At 42.8% G+C, this 19,811-nt stretch carries 22 protein-coding genes; 8 read left to right on the top strand and 14 right to left on the bottom strand.

Features of this window, described 5'->3' with window-relative positions; genetic code table 11:
• Window positions 1–38 precede the first annotated feature (38 nt).
• Window positions 39–683 carry a THO complex subunit 7 family protein gene (locus tag AC1XUE_RS07500; protein ID WP_483355320.1) on the bottom strand — a complete coding sequence of 215 codons (645 nt, stop codon included), beginning with the start codon at window positions 681–683 and terminating at the stop codon, window positions 39–41.
• Between the two features lie 51 nt (window positions 684–734).
• The gene (locus AC1XUE_RS07495; protein WP_483355319.1) at window positions 735–1,967 is read right to left on the bottom strand and encodes a THUMP-like domain-containing protein; all 1,233 of its coding nucleotides are present in this window, start codon (window positions 1,965–1,967) and stop codon (window positions 735–737) included.
• Between the two features lie 255 nt (window positions 1,968–2,222).
• Here AC1XUE_RS07495 and acs point away from each other — a divergent pair, with 255 nt between their 5' ends.
• A complete protein-coding gene (gene acs / locus AC1XUE_RS07490) occupies window positions 2,223–4,112 on the top strand; it encodes an acetate--CoA ligase (RefSeq protein WP_483355318.1) in 1,890 nt (629 codons plus the stop codon).
• A gap of 138 nt (window positions 4,113–4,250) precedes the next feature.
• Here acs and AC1XUE_RS07485 read toward each other — a convergent pair whose 3' ends face one another.
• Genes AC1XUE_RS07485 through AC1XUE_RS07460 form a run of 6 tightly spaced genes read right to left on the bottom strand, consistent with a single transcriptional unit; the run spans window position 4,251 to window position 7,945 of the window.
• Window positions 4,251–4,382: a FeoB-associated Cys-rich membrane protein gene (locus tag AC1XUE_RS07485; protein ID WP_483355317.1), complete on the bottom strand. Its 132-nt coding sequence runs from the start codon at window positions 4,380–4,382 to the stop codon at window positions 4,251–4,253.
• 17 nt (window positions 4,383–4,399) lie between these two features.
• Window positions 4,400–4,936 carry a YfiT family bacillithiol transferase gene (locus AC1XUE_RS07480; RefSeq protein ID WP_483355316.1) on the bottom strand — a complete coding sequence of 179 codons (537 nt, stop codon included), beginning with the start codon at window positions 4,934–4,936 and terminating at the stop codon, window positions 4,400–4,402.
• A gap of 34 nt (window positions 4,937–4,970) precedes the next feature.
• Window positions 4,971–5,762, bottom strand: coding sequence for an inositol monophosphatase family protein (locus AC1XUE_RS07475; protein WP_483355315.1), 792 nt, complete (start codon window positions 5,760–5,762; stop codon window positions 4,971–4,973).
• Entirely contained in the window at window positions 5,752–6,975 is a 1,224-nt protein-coding gene (locus AC1XUE_RS07470; protein ID WP_483355314.1) for an Lnb N-terminal periplasmic domain-containing protein, read from the bottom strand. Before AC1XUE_RS07470 ends, AC1XUE_RS07475 begins: the two co-directional genes overlap by 11 nt.
• 23 nt (window positions 6,976–6,998) lie before the next feature.
• A complete protein-coding gene (gene rsmI, locus AC1XUE_RS07465) occupies window positions 6,999–7,700 on the bottom strand; it encodes a 16S rRNA (cytidine(1402)-2'-O)-methyltransferase (RefSeq protein WP_483355313.1) in 702 nt (233 codons plus the stop codon).
• Window positions 7,697–7,945, bottom strand: coding sequence for a 4a-hydroxytetrahydrobiopterin dehydratase (locus AC1XUE_RS07460; protein ID WP_483356002.1), 249 nt, complete (start codon window positions 7,943–7,945; stop codon window positions 7,697–7,699). Before AC1XUE_RS07460 ends, rsmI begins: the two co-directional genes overlap by 4 nt.
• 160 nt (window positions 7,946–8,105) lie before the next feature.
• Between AC1XUE_RS07460 and AC1XUE_RS07455 the strand changes: the two genes are divergently transcribed.
• The 3 genes from AC1XUE_RS07455 to AC1XUE_RS07445 all read left to right on the top strand — a co-directional run bounded on the left by AC1XUE_RS07455 (window position 8,106) and on the right by AC1XUE_RS07445 (window position 10,095).
• Window positions 8,106–8,534: an OsmC family protein gene (locus AC1XUE_RS07455; protein ID WP_483355312.1), complete on the top strand. Its 429-nt coding sequence runs from the start codon at window positions 8,106–8,108 to the stop codon at window positions 8,532–8,534.
• A 29-nt stretch (window positions 8,535–8,563) separates the two neighbouring features.
• Window positions 8,564–9,385 carry a thymidylate synthase gene (locus tag AC1XUE_RS07450; protein ID WP_483355311.1) on the top strand — a complete coding sequence of 274 codons (822 nt, stop codon included), beginning with the start codon at window positions 8,564–8,566 and terminating at the stop codon, window positions 9,383–9,385.
• Between the two features lie 101 nt (window positions 9,386–9,486).
• Window positions 9,487–10,095, top strand: a complete 609-nt coding sequence (locus AC1XUE_RS07445) for a trimeric intracellular cation channel family protein (protein WP_483355310.1) — start codon at window positions 9,487–9,489, stop codon at window positions 10,093–10,095.
• Window positions 10,096–10,144: 49 nt separating this feature from the next.
• Here AC1XUE_RS07445 and AC1XUE_RS07440 read toward each other — a convergent pair whose 3' ends face one another.
• Window positions 10,145–11,059 carry a DUF2911 domain-containing protein gene (locus AC1XUE_RS07440; protein ID WP_483355309.1) on the bottom strand — a complete coding sequence of 305 codons (915 nt, stop codon included), beginning with the start codon at window positions 11,057–11,059 and terminating at the stop codon, window positions 10,145–10,147.
• A gap of 72 nt (window positions 11,060–11,131) precedes the next feature.
• On the opposite strand from AC1XUE_RS07440, the gene AC1XUE_RS07435 reads away from it, so the two are divergent.
• On the top strand, window positions 11,132–11,668 hold the full coding sequence (locus AC1XUE_RS07435; RefSeq protein WP_483355308.1) for an NUDIX hydrolase: 537 nt from the start codon (window positions 11,132–11,134) through the stop codon (window positions 11,666–11,668).
• Here the strand turns inward: AC1XUE_RS07435 and AC1XUE_RS07430 are convergent.
• From AC1XUE_RS07430 to AC1XUE_RS07410, 5 genes are all read right to left on the bottom strand, one after another.
• Window positions 11,658–13,316, bottom strand: a complete 1,659-nt coding sequence (locus AC1XUE_RS07430) for a S8 family peptidase (RefSeq protein ID WP_483355307.1) — start codon at window positions 13,314–13,316, stop codon at window positions 11,658–11,660. The two genes, AC1XUE_RS07435 and AC1XUE_RS07430, sit on opposite strands and share 11 nt — an antisense overlap.
• Window positions 13,313–14,002: a hypothetical protein gene (locus AC1XUE_RS07425; protein WP_483355306.1), complete on the bottom strand. Its 690-nt coding sequence runs from the start codon at window positions 14,000–14,002 to the stop codon at window positions 13,313–13,315. The genes AC1XUE_RS07430 and AC1XUE_RS07425 overlap by 4 nt, the downstream gene beginning before the upstream one ends.
• A 243-nt stretch (window positions 14,003–14,245) precedes the next feature.
• Complete coding sequence (locus tag AC1XUE_RS07420) at window positions 14,246–15,478, bottom strand: 3-phosphoshikimate 1-carboxyvinyltransferase (RefSeq protein WP_483355305.1); 1,233 nt, start codon at window positions 15,476–15,478, stop codon at window positions 14,246–14,248.
• Window positions 15,479–15,567: 89 nt separating this feature from the next.
• Window positions 15,568–16,182, bottom strand: a complete 615-nt coding sequence (locus AC1XUE_RS07415; RefSeq protein WP_483355304.1) for a hypothetical protein — start codon at window positions 16,180–16,182, stop codon at window positions 15,568–15,570.
• Between the two features lie 80 nt (window positions 16,183–16,262).
• Window positions 16,263–16,892 carry a DUF502 domain-containing protein gene (locus AC1XUE_RS07410; RefSeq protein WP_483355303.1) on the bottom strand — a complete coding sequence of 210 codons (630 nt, stop codon included), beginning with the start codon at window positions 16,890–16,892 and terminating at the stop codon, window positions 16,263–16,265.
• Window positions 16,893–17,137: 245 nt separating this feature from the next.
• Here AC1XUE_RS07410 and AC1XUE_RS07405 point away from each other — a divergent pair, with 245 nt between their 5' ends.
• From AC1XUE_RS07405 to AC1XUE_RS07395, 3 genes are all read left to right on the top strand, one after another.
• A complete protein-coding gene (locus tag AC1XUE_RS07405; RefSeq protein ID WP_483355302.1) occupies window positions 17,138–18,217 on the top strand; it encodes an Ldh family oxidoreductase in 1,080 nt (359 codons plus the stop codon).
• Window positions 18,218–18,278: 61 nt separating this feature from the next.
• On the top strand, window positions 18,279–19,316 hold the full coding sequence (gene mltG / locus AC1XUE_RS07400) for an endolytic transglycosylase MltG (RefSeq protein WP_483355301.1): 1,038 nt from the start codon (window positions 18,279–18,281) through the stop codon (window positions 19,314–19,316).
• 83 nt (window positions 19,317–19,399) lie between these two features.
• Window positions 19,400–19,807, top strand: coding sequence for an acyl-CoA thioesterase (locus AC1XUE_RS07395; protein WP_483355300.1), 408 nt, complete (start codon window positions 19,400–19,402; stop codon window positions 19,805–19,807).
• The last annotated feature ends 4 nt before the right edge of the window (window positions 19,808–19,811 follow it).

The following is a 19,811-nucleotide window of genomic DNA, read 5'->3' as shown; positions in this document are numbered from 1 at the left end:
CCCGGATGTGCAGACATCCGGGATTTTTTTGTCTCAAACTATTTCAAAGAAGGAATCTTCACTTTGGCAGCTTCGAGCGCCTTTTGTTTGTTTTGCAAATCAAGCATTGAAGTTTGTGAATCAGTTTTGCCTTTTTCAAGCTCCGCACGTAATTCAGTTAACTTCTTTTCAGTTTTTTCAATATTCTTATTGGTCTCTTCAATCTGCTTTTGCAATTTCTGATGATTTTTTTCGGAGGTGCTGAACATTTCGTCGGCCAACCTTACCTGCTCACTCGCAGCTGCGTAATCTGAGAAGTCTTTCAGCAATTGTTCTGCAGCTTTATACGACTGCTCGTTGTCACTTGTTACATAATTCCCATCGGCATTCAGTGCGATGAACACTTTCGAGAGTGTTTTGTTCACTGATGCCACCTGACTCGTCAGCTGAACAGCATTTGGAGAAATAAACGTGATACCTGCTTTTTCGATGCTATAAATGCCCTTTTTGCCTTTAACTTTTCCATACTTGCCCAGGTAAGTTTCCCAGTAGTTACTCAGGTATTTGTCCTGGATTCCTTGGCTAAGCGTTAGCCCTGATAGTTCTTTTTTATCAATGGTTTCCTTTCCCGGAAATACGCTTTGCGCTGATACCGATGTTGAAAGCATAGCAAATAAGGCAACAGCTGCAATGTTTGATTTCATAGTTGTTCTCTTACGAGAAGTTAAGACCGTTATGACCGGCGTTGAGAGTTATTACAAGGCAGCTGGTTTTCTGCATGCAATCACAATCTTTTTGTTGTCAGAAAGTGTTGTTGCAAACAGGTAAATGTCGCCACCTTCGTTGAGACGCCATTTCTTTCTCAGGTCTTGAATTTTTGCAGGAAAATTTCTGATCGTCAGATTGGCCTTGTCTTGTCCGGTCAATTTCCGGATTGCTGCACCGTCAGGCTTGCAATATCCTATGATTTCAAAAGTGCGGCCGGGGAAGTGTTCAATTCTTTGTTCTGAGGTATATAAATGGCTGCTTGGTGCCAATTTAAAAGCGTTGAGTTTAAAAGCTGTGGTTTTAAATGCTCCGGATTTGAGAACGGCAGCGTGAGGTTCATAGAGATAAGAAAGCGGATTACTGTAATGGATCACTGCATCCTGCTCTTCCGATTTTGTAAAATCCAGCAAGGCTGTAACCTCGCCTTTTTGATTTAATACACGTGGTTTAAGCTCGAAATCAGTTCCGGAAGCCGAACTGTGAAGGTGAAATAAGAGCTCTTTACATTCCTGATCGTAGCCAATCGCATACACAGCCTTCACATATTTTAATTCTTTCACAGCCAGATCAATATCCAGCAAAGGAGATGTTTTTACCAGTATATCGGGAGCTGCTTTCAGTAAGAGATCAAGATTCGCCGGTATATCCGGAGCACAATCAGAAAGTTTCACGACCTTGTCCTTATTGCTGTCACGCCGTGCGGGATCTGAAAAGATCCAGTCGGCAGTCAGTTTTTCGTTGGCAATGGCACCAAGGGAATCGGTATTTCGAACAGCTATATTGTTACAATTTAATAAAGCGAAGTTATAAGTGGCCGCCTCTGCAACTTCTTTTTGTAACTCAAAATAGGTAGCTGATTCAAACTGCTTACTCATGTAAAATACATCTATACCCATTCCGCCTGTGGTGTCTATCAGCGTTTTTCCCGCAACGAGACTAGCTTTAAACCGGGCGGTAGCTTCAGAAGAACTTTGTTCTACAGACAAGGCAGGGGGAAACCAGATTTTTGGCTCAGCCACCCACTCGGGTAGTTTTTTGGTAGCTTTTTGTCTTGCATGAATCTGGCCTGCAAGTTTTTTAACATCCACATTTTTAAACCTTGCGGCAGAGAGAAGGAGCTGAGTGATATCGTCGTGCTGATGCACTTCAATAAATGCCAGTTCGGTCTCGGTTAAGCCGTTGTTAAGATTGGTAGAAAGTGGGTTAGTTTCGTAGTCCATGGAGCTTTTATGCAAACAGATATTCATTCGAAAGTACAGAAATTTCTAGCAACTGCATTTCCTAATTCATGTTTCGCATTGTAATAGTTATAAATATTCTGGTTTTTCTAAATGAGTATCAGCGGATTCCGGTTTTAGTGTTATTTTTTCTGAGAATGGACAATAATTTCTGTTTCGAATTGAGTAGGACTAACCAAATGAAAATTATAAATTGACGGTTATTATCCTATTTCGCTATGTTAACCTGTATTGATCATGAGAATAAAAACCTTTGAAGAATACCAGACAGCCTATCAGCACAGTGTAGATGATCCCGAGGGTTTTTGGGCTGAAATTGGTCAGCAATTCAAATGGCGCAAACCTTGGAAGAAAGTGTTGAACTGGGATTTCAACGAAGCTAATGTGACCTGGTATGAAGGTGGCGAAATGAATATCACAGAAAATGCGCTAGACCGTCATCTTGAAGACAAAGGTGATCAGGTAGCTTTAATATGGGAACCAAATGATCCGGATGATGAAGCAGTAAGCATTACTTACCGCGTGCTGCATGATCGGGTGTGTAGGTTTGCCAACGTACTTAAAAAACATGGTGTTAAAAAAGGCGATCGTGTTTGTATATATCTTCCTATGGTGCCGGAGCTTACAGTCGCTGTTTTGGCTTGTGCAAGGATTGGTGCTGTTCATTCCGTGGTTTTTGGAGGATTTTCTGCTAAGTCTATAGCGGATCGTATCAATGACTCGGCTTGTACAATGGTAATCACTTCGGACGGCGCTTTTCGTGGAAATAAGGTAATTCCGATGAAGGAGACGGTTGATACTGCGCTTGACCAGTGCTCAACAGTGAAAAATGTCATCGTCATGACCCGTACCAGGACCCCGGTTTTCATGCTCAAAGGTCGTGACCTGTGGTGGGAAGAAGAAGTAAAGCATGTGGATTCGGTGTGTCCGGCCGAACCGATGGATGCGGAAGATACGCTCTTCATCCTGTATACCTCCGGTTCGACAGGAAAACCAAAAGGTGTAGTGCATACCTGTGGTGGTTATATGATTTTTGCAACCTATACCTTTGCCAATGTTTTTCAGTACGAACCAGGTGAGATCCATTTCTGTACGGCGGACATTGGTTGGATTACCGGACATAGCTATATCGTCTACGGACCGCTTTGCTACGGTGCTACTTCTGTCATTTTTGAAGGTGTACCTACCTATCCTGATGCAGGGCGTTTATGGCAGATCGTTGCAAAGCATCAGGTAAATATTCTTTACACCGCTCCAACTGCGATTCGTTCATTGATGAGCTTTGGGCTGCATTTTGTGAAAGATCACGATTTATCTTCGCTCAAAAAGCTGGGATCAGTAGGAGAACCTATTAATGAAGAAGCATGGCAATGGTTTAAACAGAATATCGGTGGCAATCACTGTCCGCTGGTAGATACCTGGTGGCAGACCGAAACAGGTGGTATCATGATCTCTCCGTTGGCTGGAATTACACCTGAAAAACCCACATATGCTACACTACCTTTGCCGGGTATACAGCCTGTACTGGTTGATGAGAGCGGAAAAGAAATAGAAGGGAATGGCGTAAGCGGAAATTTATGTATTAAATTTCCATGGCCGGGAATCGTTCGGACTACCTATGGGGATCATGAACGCTGTAAACAAACTTACTTCTCGACATACCCTGGTATGTACTTCACCGGGGATGGATGCTTAAGGGATGAAGATGGCTACTACCGGATTACAGGTCGTGTGGATGATGTACTGAATGTGTCGGGGCACCGAATAGGTACTGCCGAAGTTGAAAATGCAATTAATATGCACCTGGGTGTAGTAGAGTCGGCTGTAGTGGGTTATCCGCACGACATCAAGGGTCAGGGTATATATGCTTATATTATTACCGACTCCAAGCCTGACGATGCGGAGATGTTCCGCAAGGATATATTAGCTACTGTGTCACGGATCATCGGACCTATTGCCAAACCTGACAAAATTCAGTTTGTTTCAGGATTACCGAAGACGCGTTCCGGAAAAATCATGAGAAGGATTCTGCGCAAAATTTCAGAAGGAGATGTGAATAATCTTGGTGATACATCTACCTTACTTGATCCTGCAGTCGTAGAAGAAATCAAGAAAGGATCGCTGTGAGGAAGTGATTAATGGTTAATTGTTAATGAAGACTCGGCTTCGAGATCTATGTTAACAATTAACCATTTGTATTTGCTGAGATCAATGTTAAGCGGGTTTGACGCTTTACATTAACCATTAATCCTTAACAATTAACACTTAAGATTTACATCCACATCCTTTATCACATCCTCCTCCATTCTTCACACGAAAGGATTTGTAAAACTTCCGGCCCATAAAACCTGCTGCAATACCAAATAACAGCAGGACAATAATTTCCTGAATTCCCATTCTCAGCCAACATCAGTTTACTGCCAATTGTTCCTCGCTGCTAATTGGAAAACATGCTGATAGTGGTGTTCGCTGTGCCATGCGTAATGTGCAATCATCGTATCCATCCTCACCGTTTCCTGGCTGCCCGGATGGAAGTAAGTTTTCGCAAGATCCGATTCATTCATAGAATTGAGGAGCAATACCCAACGTAAATGAACATAGCGTATCAACTGAAGGGATAGTTCCACTTGTGCAGTTTCCGCATCGGGAAGCTCAGCCCATGCAGCCTCATCATAAGGTTTGATAGTTGGATTATCCTCAGTAAGTGCCAGTCGTGTTCTTGTGTATGCATTGATATGACTATCTGCAACGTGATGAACTACTTGTCTTACCGTCCAGCCGTCAGTCCTGTAAGTAGTATTTAATTTATCATCATCCCAACTACCCAGCAGATTGATAAATTTGGATGGCAACGCACTGATGATCTGTATATTGGTTTTGATCTCAGCAGGTGAGTAGCTATCCTGAGCAGTAAACAGGCCGATAGGATAACGTAATTTTTCAAGTTCCATGGTGATGTGGTTTTATGATTTAAAGGGAATAAGATTAAAAATTTGCCCTTATTACCTCTACAAGTTCCTGATGTGCACCGGCTGCGGCAATAATGTCGCCACCGAAAAGGTAATTATCGCCACCGTTAAAATCGGTTACAGTGCCCCCTGCTTCTTTGATCATCAAAACACCGGCTGCCATGTCCCAGGAGTTAAGGTTATATTCATAGAAACCGTCAAACCGCCCGGCAGCTACGTATGCCAGATCGACCGCCGCGGCGCCCATTCTGCGTATACCATGTGTTTTGCGCATAAGCAATTCCAGAATGTGCATGTATCGCTTCTGCTTTTCAAACTTATAATAGGGAAATCCTGTTGCAATCAGACTTTCCTGCAAGGTAGGAGTTCCGGATACACGCAGTTTTTTTTCATTACACCAGGCACCACCATCTTTCCACGCATAGAACATCTCGTCCATGTTGGGTTGATGGATAACTCCAACTAATAAGTCTTTTCCTCTCGCTAATCCCACGCTTACGCAGTAAACGGGAATACCATGGATGAAGTTGGTGGTTCCATCGAGCGGATCAATAATCCAGTTTAACGCGCTTGGATCTGGTTCTTGTCCGGTTGTACCTTCTTCTGTGATAAAGCTTGCCTCTGGCAATAGCTTACTCAAGCCTGCCACAAGCATTTTTTCAGCCTCCTTGTCTACATAAGAAACCAGATTGTTCAGATCTTTGTATTCTATCTTGTCTCTTGAAAAAAGAGCTGCTTCGAGCTGTATAAAAGCAGAAGCTTTTTTAACGATCTCTATGGTTTGTTGAGTCAGTAATTCAAGATTCATTCGCAAGTTTTCCGCCTGACGGAATTTTAGAAAGTGAATTATTCATGTAGTAAACCCGGACGATCAGGGTCAGCAATATAGGAATAACGACCAGATTATGTTTTTGGAGATTTCCCGTTGCACAAAGTAATAGAAATCCATAGAATATCAATAAAAACTGGAACCAGGCTGGCTTTTTCATGGGTGTTATGAAGAATATCAATGGCATCCAAAGTGGGAAAGCCCACAAAATATCATAGTTAAAAGCCGTTACACCGTGATTTGTTCCAAACCATAGTAAAAGAATAAACCAACCTATAATTCCTGCAAATCCGAACAGAAGTTTATCCAGCATAAAATTGACCTTACCTTTTTTGATCTGCCAGTAGGTAAATGCAAGTACAATGGCAGCCATTGCCCAGAAAAAGATCATGGGTGTAATTAATTCAGCATTGTCTGCAGGTTGTGCAACGAAGAGGTCGCGTTTGGAAGCTATCAAAGGTAAAGTTTGCCCTCCGATTTTGATTTTGGAATCGCCGAATGCAGTACTCAGGTTATCAGGCAGAAAAGTGGCCTGTTCCGGTGTTGCGATCTCGTCAGAAGGAGCACCGATTGCCAGGTCCATACCGAAGTCTGCCCATGGATTTTGCTTGTACGCATATTTGTCAATCCATTGTCTGAAACTGCGTTTTTCATGTGTATATCCAGGAAACTCCAGGCTATCCCCACAAGCTGCCTTTAAGGCATCAGCCATACGGGTTGAGCAGTTGTCGAAAAAGAATTTGTATTGATAAAGTCTGTTTTGAGGCAGATGATTGTTTTCCAAAAAGTTATAAAGCTTCTGTTTCTGATCCTGTGAAAGGTTCAACACTTCTTCTTTGATGGATCTGTTTTCTGATTCCCAATAGGCCGTCTGGTAATAAAGTGGTCCGACAGACAGGGAATAGGGGAGTGTACCTCTCAGGAATTTGACATAAAAATTGCCTGTTTCGAAGCTGAAAGTACCATAATTATATGCCCTGTCAATATGTTGGACAGGATCTGATATCCACAATACGCTGTGTCCGAAACCTGAATATAACTCGTTTCCGGGCCCAACGGTAATCAGACTTACTTTGGCTTCCAGGCTAAGCGTTCCAAACTGTGCTGATGCAGAATGAAAAAACAGCAAGAAGGCTAGCGGAAGTAATAAAAATAATTTTTGAAAATAGGTGGATTTGCTATTTGTCTTCATTAGGAATGACTGTCGGATATTAATTAATCATCAGAATCTTCAGTAACTTTTTGTACGCTGTTTTTCCCGCCGACGATAATCACGATTTCACCTTTTATTGTTTTGGCCGAAAAATGTGCCAAAACCTCCGTCACCGTTCCGCGAACATTTTCTTCAAACATTTTTGTCAGCTCACGCGATACTGAAACGGGGCGGTCGGCACCAAAGAACTCCGCAAACTGCTGCAGAGATTTTAATAGTCTGTGTGGAGATTCATAGAAAATCATTGTGCGATCTTCCTGAGAAAGTTGCTGCAATCTGGTTTGTCTTCCTTTCTTGTGCGGCAGAAAACCTTCAAAGGTAAAGCGGTCATTAGGCAATCCGGAGTTTACCAGTGCGGGTACAAATGCAGTAGGGCCTGGTAAGCACTCTACAGGGATATTCTGACGCAAACATTCTCGTACTAACAGAAAGCCGGGATCAGATATAGCTGGTGTTCCTGCGTCGGAGACAAGCGCCATCGTTTCACCTTTCAGAATACGCTCTGTCACGCGGGCAACTGTCTGGTGCTCGTTATGGATATGGTAACTCTGTAAAGGTTTGCTGATTCCCAGGTGCTTCAGAAGGTTGCCGGATGTACGGGTATCTTCTGCTAGAATCACATCTGCACTTTTTAAAACATTAATGGCCCGAAGTGTAATATCTTCAAGATTTCCGATGGGAGTGGGTACTACAAAAAGCTTCATTTTTTTTCAAAAATCTGATCTATTGCCTCAGCTAACTTTCTATCTTTTGCTGTGACTTTATTGCCTGCATCGTGGGTGGTGAGTGTAATTTTCACCGTGTTGTAAGTATTGGTCCAGGTGGGGTGATGGTCCATATCGTCCACCACAACCGCTACCTCATTCATGAAGGCGAAAGCCTCTTTGAAGTTTTCAAATGTAAAAGTCTGCGTCAGTTTATCATGCTCTTCTTTCCACATAGTCGTCAGGCTTTTTTGTATGAATGGAATGTCATTTCAGAACGAATATACAGCAATTAACTTTATAACTCCGGTGATCAAGTATATTTGAACTTTGATTACCTGATAAACATTATAAGTAAAGATAATAAAGCCCGTTTCAAACAGGAAAACAGAACGATATTGAACTATGAAAATTGAAATTGTGAGGGTGGATGACGCATTCCACTTTGAGGGAAGCGGATCTTCTGAAATTAAAGTACATACCGACGGATCGCCGGAAATTGGTGGTAGTAATCAGGGAGTTCGCCCTATGGAATTATTATTGATGGGACTAGCTAGTTGTAGTGCTATTGACGTGGTTTTGATTTTGAAAAAGCAAAAGCAGGACATTACTGATTTTAGAATTATTGCTGACGGAGATCGTGTAGAGGAAGAGGGGACTAAACGCTCGCCTTTTAGAAAGATCCACCTTACATTCAAATTTGCGGGTAATGCTTTGGATGAAAATAAAATCAACCGTGCTATTGGCTTGTCCATGGAGAAATATTGCTCCGCCACTGCACAACTGGAAGCATTAGCTGAAATCACCCATAGTGTGGAGATCGCTACTGTTTAAAATTACCTGAATAGAGATTTAATATTCCCATGCAACAATACCACAACTTACTTCACCACATTCTTCAGCACGGAGTTAAGAAAACCGACAGAACCGGCACAGGAACAATCAGTGTGTTTGGCTATCAGATGCGCTTCAATCTGAAAGATGGCTTTCCCCTTGTTACTACTAAAAAAGTACATACGAAGTCTATCATTCATGAGCTTTTATGGTTCCTGAAAGGAGATACCAACATTGCCTATCTGAAAGAACACGGCGTTTCTATATGGGATGAATGGGCTGATGAAAATGGAGATCTGGGTCCGGTTTATGGTAAGCAATGGAGAAGCTGGGAAGGTATAGACGGCAAGTCAGTGGACCAATTGCAGGAAGTACTGAAATTGCTTAAAAATACACCTGACTCACGTAGAATCATGGTTTCCGCCTGGAACCCGACTGAGCTTTCAAAAATGAAACTGCAGCCCTGTCATGCGCTGTTTCAGTTTTATGTGGCGCCTCCAAATGAAGAAGCTGGTGAAACAAAAGGGAAGTTGTCCTGCCAGTTGTATCAGCGTAGTGCCGACGTATTTCTGGGTGTTCCGTTCAATATTGCCAGCTATGCATTGCTCACCATGATGATTGCGCAGGAGTGTGATCTTGATCTGGGAGATTTTGTCTGGACTGGAGGAGATACACATATTTACCTGAATCACCTGGAGCAGGTAAAATTGCAGCTAAGCCGTGAACCCCGCGCGCTGCCAACGCTGACTATCAATCCTGATGTTAAGAGTATTTTTGATTTCAAATATGAAGATTTTGAACTGAAAGATTACAGCCCGTGGCCGGGAATTAAGGCACCTGTGGCGGTTTAGGAAATTAAAAAATTAAAAATTAAGAATTAAGAATGAGGAGTTAAGAAGTCAGAAGTTAAAGATTTTTAATTCTTCATTTCTCATTTTTAATTATACAAAAAATGAGCATTCAGTATATTCTGGAAATTGTCGGTACGTTTGCATTTGCCATTTCCGGCGCGCTGGCAATGAAGGATCAAAAGCATCAGGACTGGTTTGGAGCAAGCTTTACTGCTTTTATATCATCAATAGGAGGAGGTACTTTGCGTGACATCCTGCTAGATAGTTATCCGCTTGTCTGGATTAGCGACATTACGATCATCTATGCGATCATGGCAGGAATTTTAGTCACGTTTATTTTCTACAAATTTCTTCTCAATCTGCGAAAAACACTTTTTCTTTTTGATACTTGTGGTATTGCCCTTTTCACTATTGTAGGTACAGAAAAGGCGCTTAACCTGGGTGTCCGGCCTGAAATTGCGGCTATCATGGGCATTTTCTCTGCGATTATGGGAGGAGTGATCCGTGATGTGATGACCAACGAAATCCCGATCATCTATCGCAAAGAGGTGTATGCGACAGCCTGCTTTGCGGGAGCTTGCTTTTATCTTTTACTGGATAATCTGGGCGCCAGTCGTAATGTGGCGTTCATCTCTGCATCAGTGCTGATTATCGCAATCCGAATATTGGCAGTTCGTTATGAGTGGACCGTTCCGCGGTTTTTCAGGTGACCGGCAAACCATAGTAGAACAGCTTGCCGGTTATTAGACCTAAAAATTCTTACTTCTTTTTCTTCTTACCTTTTACAGCACTTACCGCCTCTTTTGCTGCGGGTAATTTAGCTGTCATCGTCTCAATACCCTTTTCAATCTGACCTTTATAAAAGCTTGCGAAAGCACCGTCACCGGATGCAGCACCAACTGTTAGCGCTTTTTGGGCAATCGGTAACGCTTCAGCCACCTTACCCATTTTATTCAGGATCTGTGCTTTTAACCAAAGGTTTGAAAATGTTTCTTTTAAACCGATTGCTTTATCTGCAAGAGAAAGTGCTTGTGGAAGGTCTTTTCCTGTATTGAGCATATAGCCGGCAGTACTTTGCAAAGCTGCAGCATCTTCCGGTTTTTCAGTCAGCGCCTTGTTTAGGCCAGCCATCGTTAGTGTTTCAGTCGCAACACCTATTTGAACCGGAACTTTTACTGATGCCCAGTTGATGTTTAGAAATGCCGTGCTATCGGTGATGTTTGAAAAATCAATAGAAAATGATTCTGTAAACTCAGCCGATGTAGGAGCTACCGTGATGCGTGCAACATCTTCTTCCTGCTTATAGTTATCTGTTCCTCCCTGATTGAAATTTTTATTCAGTATGACCGTCCAGGCTGAGCCGGAAGGAATTGAAAATAAGGCATATTTCCCTGCAGCCACCTTTTTACCTCCGAAGGAAAAATCGCTGCTTGATTCAAATGTAGTAGCCATGTTGGCTCCGGTGCGCCACACTTCGTTATAAGGTGCAAGTACAGCGCCGTCAGCGAATGCAGGCCGGCCTTTGATATTCGGGCGAGAGTATTTTACAGTGAAATCAGAAACACCAATAGCCTGCATTACACCTGCAGCTGAACTGGGTTGAGGAGTTCGCTGTGCTAATGAGGCCGATGCAAGAGCTAAAATTAAGGAAACTGATAGAAGATACTTTTTCATTTTACAAGGTGGTTTTTATAAGTATAATTTAACTTGCGGCGAAATTAGAATGAAATAATCAGATAGCCTAAGATGAATAGAAACAGTTTGCTTTCCTTACTGGATGCATACAAAACGAGCGACGCGGAAGAAGCGAAGATGCAATCAGAGATGAGAACTTTTGTTGCCGAACAGGTAGATTGCTTTGAACGGACATTAACAATAGGCCATGTTACAGCTTCAGGATGGGTCATATCTGAAGACAGAAAGGCTGTATTATTGATGCATCACAGAAAGCTGGGACAATGGTTCCAACCGGGAGGGCATTGTGATGGCGATCCGGATGTACGCTCAGTAGCCCGGAAAGAAATTGAAGAAGAAACAGGGCTTGTCAATGTCAGTGTAGAAAGCGAAGGGATTTTTGATGTGGACATTCATCTGATTCCTGCCAACTCGAAAGATATAGCACATTACCATTATGATGTACGTTTCCTTTTTATTGCTGACGCGAAGGAACCTTTGGTTATAAACTCAGAGTCTCGCGATCTGCAATGGGTTCCATTAGATCAAATCGAACAATACAACAACTCTGAATCAATATTGCGGATGGCACGGAAAACTATTTCCTGATAAACCGAATACTGCGTTCCTGCTTATCTACCTGTATTTTTAAGATATATAGGCCTGTATTCAGCTGAGCAGGAACGACAGGCGTTTTTTCTGTAAGTAAAAGTGTTTTTTTGAACATGACGGCTCCGCTCTGGTTATATATTTCCAGAGCTGCTTTTTTTTCTCTGAGTGCAACTGGAATATTCAAAATGAGATCTCCTTCAGTTGGATTTGGATGCAGTAGAATGGCATTCAATAGACTGCTTTCTGTTCCCAATGGCATCAGCTCTTCGCTGATAATTTGTTCCACTTTGGACATGCGCGGAACACCATATCCGAGTACGTTGTCAGGCGTTGTATACTGGTGACCCGATTTTTGTAATACATGGATGATCTGTTGTGCGGTAAGTTGCGGATAGGCCTGCCACAATATAGCGCTGAGCCCTGCAATCAAGGGTGCAGCAAAGGAAGTTCCGTTACCAGAAATTGCATTTCCCTGTCCATTACCTATAACCGTACCCTGACCCACAGCGGACACATCGGGTTTTCGTTGATTAAGCGCATTAGGTCCTACGGAAGTGCTGACATATGGACTGAAATCATAAGTGGTGCCGCCCACAGTAAGGACAGAATCTACATCTGCCGGAGCAGCTAACCCGGCACTACCTTCATTGCCTGCAGCGTTGATGACAAGCATTCCTGTTCTCGTTGCAAATCTTGCGGCCCGACTTATAATCGTCGTGTTTCCATCCATTTGCTCGCGGGTATAATTGTATGCGGGCGTATTGAATTCTCCAAGGAAAGTACGGTAACCCAATGAGGAGTTAATGATATCTGCTCCCAGACTATCCGCACGCTCGGCTGCCATGAGCCATGTGATTTCTTCGTAGGGAGACTCTCCCAAATCATTTTCGGTGCGGTAAAGCGCGAAGGAAGCCTTAAATGCTACTCCGATCATAGTAGACGGCAGATAAGCAGCCATGGTGGAAAGAACTCTCAGGCCATGTTCTGAGGCACCGTCATTGTATACATTGCCATCACGGGCTACGAAATCATGCGAATCGACGAGTCTGTTTTCATCAAACACAGGTTTTAAAAAATTAACCTGATCTCCATTTGGAAAACCATTGTCAAGAACTGCGATCAGCATGTTTTGTCCGTGAAAACCTTTGTCATGCAGTATATTGGTTTCCATCAGAGCCAATTGATTGGCCATCCTTCCGTAATCGAGCTCTGCAGTGCCTAATTTATCGGTTACGAGCTCAGTACGAAGGATACCAGGAGAAGCGCCATTGATATTCGCGACAGGAAGATTAATTTCGATTCCCTTGTAGGATGGTAATAATTTGATTTGTTCCAGTTGTGCAGTCGAAGCTTCAATTAAAGCGCCATTGAACCAACGGGAGGTGTAAATGACTTTTGCTCCTGTTTGTTTAATAGTCGCTACATAAGAGGGATTAACAGGCAGATCAGATAGCGTGATCGGAATTCTTTGCTTTGCTCTTCTGAGAACTGAACGTTCAGAAAGGAAGGCTGCCGGGTTATCAATTGAAAAAGGAGAATTGACCTTATCTTTAAAAAGTACGAGATACCTTGGTTGCAACTGAGCGAAAGAAACATGGCTCAGACTGAGAAAGAATATGAAAAAAATGAATATAGATCTAATCATAACTGGTTAAATTCCTGAAGCACTGCTGTTTCTTCATATCCTGAAATAATTGTTCCCGAACAATCCGGTTCATAGCAGTATTTCACATGTACTTTTTCTCTGGATACAAGACCAATTCCGGCAGCGTATACCTCAATATACTTGTTTTTTGATAAAAGTGTTGAATCCTGCTGACGGACCACAGTTACAGTGTTAGCAAAATAGTGGGATCCGATCTGCCTAGGTTTTCCTTTGTCTATACAACGATAGGTTTGCATAGCTTCATTATTGAAGCTGTTTCCATCCCAGGACAGGCCTTCCGACAATGGGAAATACATTTTCACAATAGTTCGTCCATGTTCCTGGGCGAATGCTCTGTCTGTAGTTCTCCAAACTGCACCGGATGAATCAGCATGCCAGTCTGCAAGATTCCACTGACTGTAATATTCGATTCTATTTGCATTTTGGGCCTGTGTGATTCCAAATTCATTACCAATCACAGTTTGAATTTGATATTGACTTTTGTTTGGTGGGGCGGATGGAAAATAATTGATCCTGTGAACCAAAAACCGTGACTTATTTCCTGTTTCAACCGGAAAGTAATCATAATCAGAAACGCTCTCCGGACTGATGTGTTCTTTACATCCCGATGCAATCAGGTAAATCAAAAGCAGGATTAAACTTCCTTGTTTACTGAAAGTAATCATAGTACAACGATTTAGATCAAAATGCGTCAGACTTTTAGATCGGCTGCTTTTTCCACCACTCAGGTGTAATCGATTGATCCCTTCATTAGCAGCGATTGATTTCAGATAACTGCGATTGTAAGGAAGCAAAAGTTTTCATCTGGTGTTATTCATTGATCTCCATGTCCGTCAAAGCCTGAGTTGGTATGATGAATTCGTCAGGATATTGAAATACTACCAAATCATCCTGACGAATCCTTTATACTACATTTCTTCCCAGGTGGTCACTTTTGCCAGATCATTCCAGTATCCCGGGTAGGACTTTACAACGACGCCAGGCTCTTCGATCAGAATCGGATGCAGCATACCTACCGGTGCAAAGGCCATGGCCATACGGTGGTCGTCATACGTGTGAATAGACGGTGTCGCCTCCGGGAAGTCTGCTATGCGTGAAACGCGGTACAGGTGGTTGCTTTCCATTTCCTTTAACTCAGCACCCAGTTTCTGAAGTTCTTGCTGGAGTGCGAGTACACGATCTGTCTCTTTGATTTTAAGACTTTCAATTCCTGTCAGAGACAAAGGAATGTTTTTCATGGCGCAGCAAACGGCGACTGTCTGAGCAAGATCAGGGCAGTCTGTAAAATCCCAGCCGATTGACGGCGAAGGAGCTATTTTACGTAGCAGTACACCTCGTTCAGTAAAAATACTTTCCACACCCAAGTGACTCATAATTTCAGCAATAGCACTATCTCCTTGCAGAGAATCTTCTTTCAAACCAAGCAATTCCACTTCAGCATCCTCAGCCAGCGCCACGATACTGTACCAGTAACTCGCTCCGGACCAATCCGATTCGATGGCGTATGGTGTTGATTTATATTCCGACGCAGGTACATGAAGTGTATTGGTATGCCAATCCGCCTGATAATCCACACCGAATGCAGCCATCTGTTTCAGTGTCATTTCAATATATGGACGCGAGCCTACTTCCCCTTCCAGCTTGATAGTGATTCCTTCCGGCAAAGATGGTGCTATCAGTAATAATGCCGAAATATACTGGCTGCTTACGTTACCACGGATGCTTACTATGTTTTGTCCTGAATATTTAAATCCATTCAGCAACAGTGGAGGGTAACCCTCAATGTTTTCATATTGAATATCTGCTCCCAGCGTTCTCAATGCATCTACAAGAATCCCAATCGGGCGCTCACACATTCTGGGTGTACCCGTCATACGTTTTTTCTGGTTGGTCACTGCAAAGTATGCAGTCAGAAAACGCATCGTGGTTCCCGCATCAATTACGTCAGCGGTTTCTTCCTTAGAAGCGAGCAAACGTAACATGGTTTGAGAATCACGAGCTTCAGAAATATTAGAAAGTTCAGAAGTAAATCCAGTCAGCGCATTAATGATCAGCGCTCTGTTACACTCGCTTTTTGATGCAGCAAGTCTGATTTCTGTAGCTATGGGATTCTGAGGCGGATGAACAAGTATAGATTTCACTTTATTGATAACAGGTTATTGGAGCAAAAAATAATGGATTTGAAATTTCGATAGGCTTGCTGTATGATGAAGTGCTTAAAGATGGATTGTCAGTATGTTTCCAATACTTTTAACTTATTCCGGTTGTTGATCTTCAGGGATGAAAATGAAACTTTGTAGCAAAATATACCGGTGGCGATGATAGCTCCACCTACGATCAGCGTAGAGCCATCAGTGGTAAAACGCTTGTTGTCAATACCTCTGTTGAAAAAGTCAGCACCTACATAAATCAGTCCGGCAAAAGGAAGAAGGTACGCGGCTTGCGTTACAAATGGTATGCGACGGGATACTTTCAACAGACGAATATCTTCCAGCAAAACATCCTGGTAGTCCATTTTCTTCATGACCTCATTCACTGTTCCTATAGTGAAAGAGGAGTCAGTAACGCCGGTAATCAGTTCATTGAATCGGATTGTTTCATTTTTGAGTCGGAACTTGATGTTATCGCCAGGGAAAAATCTGTAACGATGAAATCCGCCAATCATAGGTGAGGCATCCAGGACGATGTATTTCTGACCGGGAGTAGCAATTACTTTGTTGTTACTGTTTTGCTTAAGAAAAATTTCTTCGCTGGAAAGTGCTTTTTGCGGATCATATTGGTCCTGTGCCGAAGCTGTAAAATGTCCGGCCACCAGCAAAATAAGTATTGTAAGATATAGTCTCATGTAATAAAAGGAATCGTTCAAAGATAGGCAATCATTCCTTTAAAACGGGCAATACACACGCAATGTTGCTTGAAAACGTACTATTGCTCTTCATCAATTTCGCTTTCCTCCTTTGAAATTTTTACCGAAACGCCACCGGATATGACCATTTTCATCACATCCGCGGCACTCGTATCCAGAAGTGTCAGATTTTCGACCGGTACTATAAATAATTCGCCGGATAGAGAATAGGACAGTGGCATATACACCGCCACATGATCTGTAATATGGAGATGGCTCAGATCCGTCTGCGTAATAAAACCTATTTTTTTGATGCCTGTATCCTTATACATGGTGACCAATACCGGCTGATTAAATTTTTTCTTGTCACCTACGAAAGCAAGGATTAAGTCCTTTATCGAATAATAGATCAGACTTACCAACGGAATCCGCCGCATGATGCTTTCCGTGAACCTCAGGAAGGATTGCGGAACGACGGTGGAGAAGAAAAATCCAAGCAGTATTATACCTCCAATAATAATAAGTCCGCCCAAACCTGGCAAATACACATTTTTTCCTCCGGAGATTGGTACGTCGATAGGAATGATATTATCCAGAAACTCTATTCCTGTCCAGATAATAAGGGCAGTGGCGTATAATGGAGCAACCAACACCAGCCCTCGGATGAAGTAGCTGAGGATTCGTTTCAAAAAGCTGTTTCTTATTTCCATATATCAATCATGTACTTATAAAAGAGTGGAGCGTTGTAGCTGCGGTTACCAGTGCAAATTTTGATTTATTTAAGCAGTATAAGTGCATAGGTTGGCAAAAGATTGATATTGCCGGCCGAATATTATTGCAAAGACAAAATTATTGGACGATGTCGTTGGAATATGGATATTTGCATCCGGCTTACGAAGTGCACAAGTCGTTACACCATGTTTAGAGCAGCAATATTGAATATTTAAGATCATATATGTATCAGGCAGGCTATTTAAAGCATTTTACAGAAGAAGTATTTTTGGCAATAGGCTGCAGGCCTGATGAGGCCAGATTAGCAGCTGAAGTGTTGGTGAGTGCTGATTTGAGGGGAGTTGATTCTCATGGAATTGCACGTCTTGCAGGATATGTTAGATTATACGATCACGGACGACTCAATCCCACTCCGGAAATAAAGATTGTTCACGAAACACCGAGCACCGCTGTGGTGGATGGGGATCGGGGGCTTGGGTTGGTAGTGGCACCACGTGCGATGGAGATCGCCATGGAAAAAGCCGAGAAAGTAGGCTCCGGCTGGGTTTCAGTTCGTAATTCCAATCACTTCGGAATTGCCGGCTATCATGCTATGCTGGCGCTTCAGAAAGAAATGATTGGGATGACTATGACCAACGCTGCACCCTTAGTGACGCCCACATTTTCGCTGGAAAAATTATTAGGTACTAACCCGATTGCTGTTGCGGTCCCGGCACTGAATGAACCCCCGTTTGTGGCCGATTTTGCTTCTACTGCAGTCGCGTATGGGAAGTTCGAAATTTTGCAACGTAAAGGTTTACCTGCTCCATTGGGCTGGGCACAGGATGCTCAGGGGGGGGATACGACTGATTCCAACGCCGTCAAAAGCGGAGGAGGATTACTTCCTCTGGGCTCTGACCGAGAGCATGGAAGCCACAAGGGATATGGGTTAGGCGCTATAGTTGATATTTTTTCAGGAGTGCTTTCTGGTGCTAACTTTGGTCCATGGGTTCCGCCGTTTGCTACCGCCGGATTTATGTCTACGCAGGAAGGAGTCGGTTTAGGAACGGGTCACTTTTTAGGTGCCATGCGTATTGACGGTTTTCGACCTGCTGATGAATTTAAAAAAGATATGGACAAATGGATCGGTGCATTCAGAGGAGCGAAGGCTGTGGAAGGCAAGCGCGTTCTGATTCCTGGAGATCCCGAAAGAGAAATAGAGGCTGTAAGAAGCGTCGAGGGGATTGAACTTCTGGAGCCTGTTATTTTGTCATTAGCAGAGTTGGCAAAGCGGTTTAATATCAGTTTTGACAGTAATTTATAACATATACAATTAACACTCACATGGCTGATGGCACACCACTAACAGCTCAAAGATAGATCCCATGTCGCGTAATTTTAAAGTAGGGGTGTTTGTCACCCTGGCAATACTGACCACTACATTCACTTTTTATTTTTGGCAGATTTTTAAAACGCCAAACATTCAGGCCGATAAAGAATCCAGTTTTGCCTTGTTAATTCCAGAGGGGGCTAATTACAAAACGGTATTGGATTCTTTGAACAAACACGAGGTAATTACTGATCAGATCTCATTTCGTTTTCTTGCGAAATTTCTGGATTACCCGGAGAACATCAAACCAGGGCGTTATGTTTTCAAACCTAATACAACCAATTACCAGGCGGTAAAGAAACTTGTTTCGGGTGAACAGGATGCTGTGAAGCTGACTTTTAACAACATTCGCCTCAAAGAAGATCTTATTCGAAGGATTGGAAGCCGTTTCGAATTCGGAGAGGAAAATTTCAGAAAAGCACTGAATGATCAGGAGGTTTGCCGGAAATACGGATTGGATACATTGACAATCGTATCGATGTTCCTGCCTAATACATATGAAATTTACTGGACCACCGGAACAGAGAAATTTCTTGACAGAATGCATTCGGAGTATAAAAAATTCTGGAATAACGAAAGAGTGGCGAAAGCAAAACAGATTGGTCTGACGCCGGTTCAGGTTTCTATTCTTGCTTCTATCGTGGAAGAAGAACAGGCTCGCAAAGCAGATGAAAGACCTCGTGTGGCGGGACTATACATGAATCGTTTGAATGCTCAGATGCCACTGCAGGCCGATCCCACCATCAAATTTGCCTTACAGGATTTTGCGATCAAACGCATTCTCAATGATCAGCTGAGGGTTAACTCTCCTTACAACACTTATGTGAATATCGGATTGCCTCCCGGACCGATCCGTGTTGCAGATTTCAAATCGCTGGATGCGGTATTGAATTATGATAAACATGACTATTTATATATGTGCGCCAAAGCAGATTTGTCGGGCTATCACGCATTCGCCAAAACCTATCCTGATCACCTCAATAATGCACGTATGTATCAGGCTGAGCTTAATAGATTAAAGATCATGAAATGACATGATCAGGAACAGTGGAAAGCCGGGTGAAGGAATTTTCTTTCATCCGGCTCTTGTTTTAAGCATAACCTTTAAATATTCACATGTTTTCATACGAAGTAAAAGGAATCAGAGTACGTTACGCGGACACCGACCAGATGGGTTATGTCTATTATGGAAACTACGCCAGATATTATGAAATTGGTAGAGTAGAGGCACTGCGTAGTATCGATTTTCACTACAAGGCCATGGAAGATGAGGGGGTAATGATGCCTGTTTACGAAAACCGGTCGAGATACCTGAAACCAGCACGTTACGACGATTTGCTGAGTATTAAAGTAATATTAAACCAAATGCCCGGAGTAAGGGTAATATTTCAATATGAAATACGTAATCAGGACGGAGAGTTGCTGAACACAGGTGAAACTACGCTGGTATTTCAACGTAGAGATAATGCCAGGTTATGCACGGCGCCGGATAGACTGCGTGAAAAGCTAAAGCCATATTTTTGAACCG

This window comes from Dyadobacter sp. HNCC25DJ187 (assembly GCF_056895255.1).
The sequence above is the reverse complement of the archived record's forward strand: the minus strand, read 5'-3'. Positions and strand labels throughout refer to the sequence as shown.

What these genes read in the sequence shown, in the direction of transcription:
- AC1XUE_RS07450 (WP_483355311.1), top strand. Translation starts at nt 8,564, where the DNA reads ATGCAACAATACCACAACTTACTTCACCACATTCTTCAGCACGGAGTT.
- acs (WP_483355318.1), top strand. Translation starts at nt 2,223, where the DNA reads ATGAGAATAAAAACCTTTGAAGAATACCAGACAGCCTATCAGCACAGT.
- AC1XUE_RS07435 (WP_483355308.1), top strand. Translation starts at nt 11,132, where the DNA reads ATGAATAGAAACAGTTTGCTTTCCTTACTGGATGCATACAAAACGAGC.
- AC1XUE_RS07440 (WP_483355309.1), bottom strand. Translation starts at nt 11,059, where the DNA reads ATGAAAAAGTATCTTCTATCAGTTTCCTTAATTTTAGCTCTTGCATCG.
- AC1XUE_RS07410 (WP_483355303.1), bottom strand. Translation starts at nt 16,892, where the DNA reads ATGGAAATAAGAAACAGCTTTTTGAAACGAATCCTCAGCTACTTCATC.
- AC1XUE_RS07445 (WP_483355310.1), top strand. Translation starts at nt 9,487, where the DNA reads ATGAGCATTCAGTATATTCTGGAAATTGTCGGTACGTTTGCATTTGCC.
- AC1XUE_RS07405 (WP_483355302.1), top strand. Translation starts at nt 17,138, where the DNA reads ATGTATCAGGCAGGCTATTTAAAGCATTTTACAGAAGAAGTATTTTTG.
- AC1XUE_RS07470 (WP_483355314.1), bottom strand. Translation starts at nt 6,975, where the DNA reads ATGAAGACAAATAGCAAATCCACCTATTTTCAAAAATTATTTTTATTA.
- AC1XUE_RS07430 (WP_483355307.1), bottom strand. Translation starts at nt 13,316, where the DNA reads ATGATTAGATCTATATTCATTTTTTTCATATTCTTTCTCAGTCTGAGC.
- mltG (WP_483355301.1), top strand. Translation starts at nt 18,279, where the DNA reads ATGTCGCGTAATTTTAAAGTAGGGGTGTTTGTCACCCTGGCAATACTG.
- AC1XUE_RS07485 (WP_483355317.1), bottom strand. Translation starts at nt 4,382, where the DNA reads ATGGGAATTCAGGAAATTATTGTCCTGCTGTTATTTGGTATTGCAGCA.
- AC1XUE_RS07395 (WP_483355300.1), top strand. Translation starts at nt 19,400, where the DNA reads ATGTTTTCATACGAAGTAAAAGGAATCAGAGTACGTTACGCGGACACC.
- AC1XUE_RS07500 (WP_483355320.1), bottom strand. Translation starts at nt 683, where the DNA reads ATGAAATCAAACATTGCAGCTGTTGCCTTATTTGCTATGCTTTCAACA.
- AC1XUE_RS07480 (WP_483355316.1), bottom strand. Translation starts at nt 4,936, where the DNA reads ATGGAACTTGAAAAATTACGTTATCCTATCGGCCTGTTTACTGCTCAG.
- rsmI (WP_483355313.1), bottom strand. Translation starts at nt 7,700, where the DNA reads ATGAAGCTTTTTGTAGTACCCACTCCCATCGGAAATCTTGAAGATATT.
- AC1XUE_RS07415 (WP_483355304.1), bottom strand. Translation starts at nt 16,182, where the DNA reads ATGAGACTATATCTTACAATACTTATTTTGCTGGTGGCCGGACATTTT.
- AC1XUE_RS07455 (WP_483355312.1), top strand. Translation starts at nt 8,106, where the DNA reads ATGAAAATTGAAATTGTGAGGGTGGATGACGCATTCCACTTTGAGGGA.
- AC1XUE_RS07495 (WP_483355319.1), bottom strand. Translation starts at nt 1,967, where the DNA reads ATGGACTACGAAACTAACCCACTTTCTACCAATCTTAACAACGGCTTA.
- AC1XUE_RS07475 (WP_483355315.1), bottom strand. Translation starts at nt 5,762, where the DNA reads ATGAATCTTGAATTACTGACTCAACAAACCATAGAGATCGTTAAAAAA.
- AC1XUE_RS07425 (WP_483355306.1), bottom strand. Translation starts at nt 14,002, where the DNA reads ATGATTACTTTCAGTAAACAAGGAAGTTTAATCCTGCTTTTGATTTAC.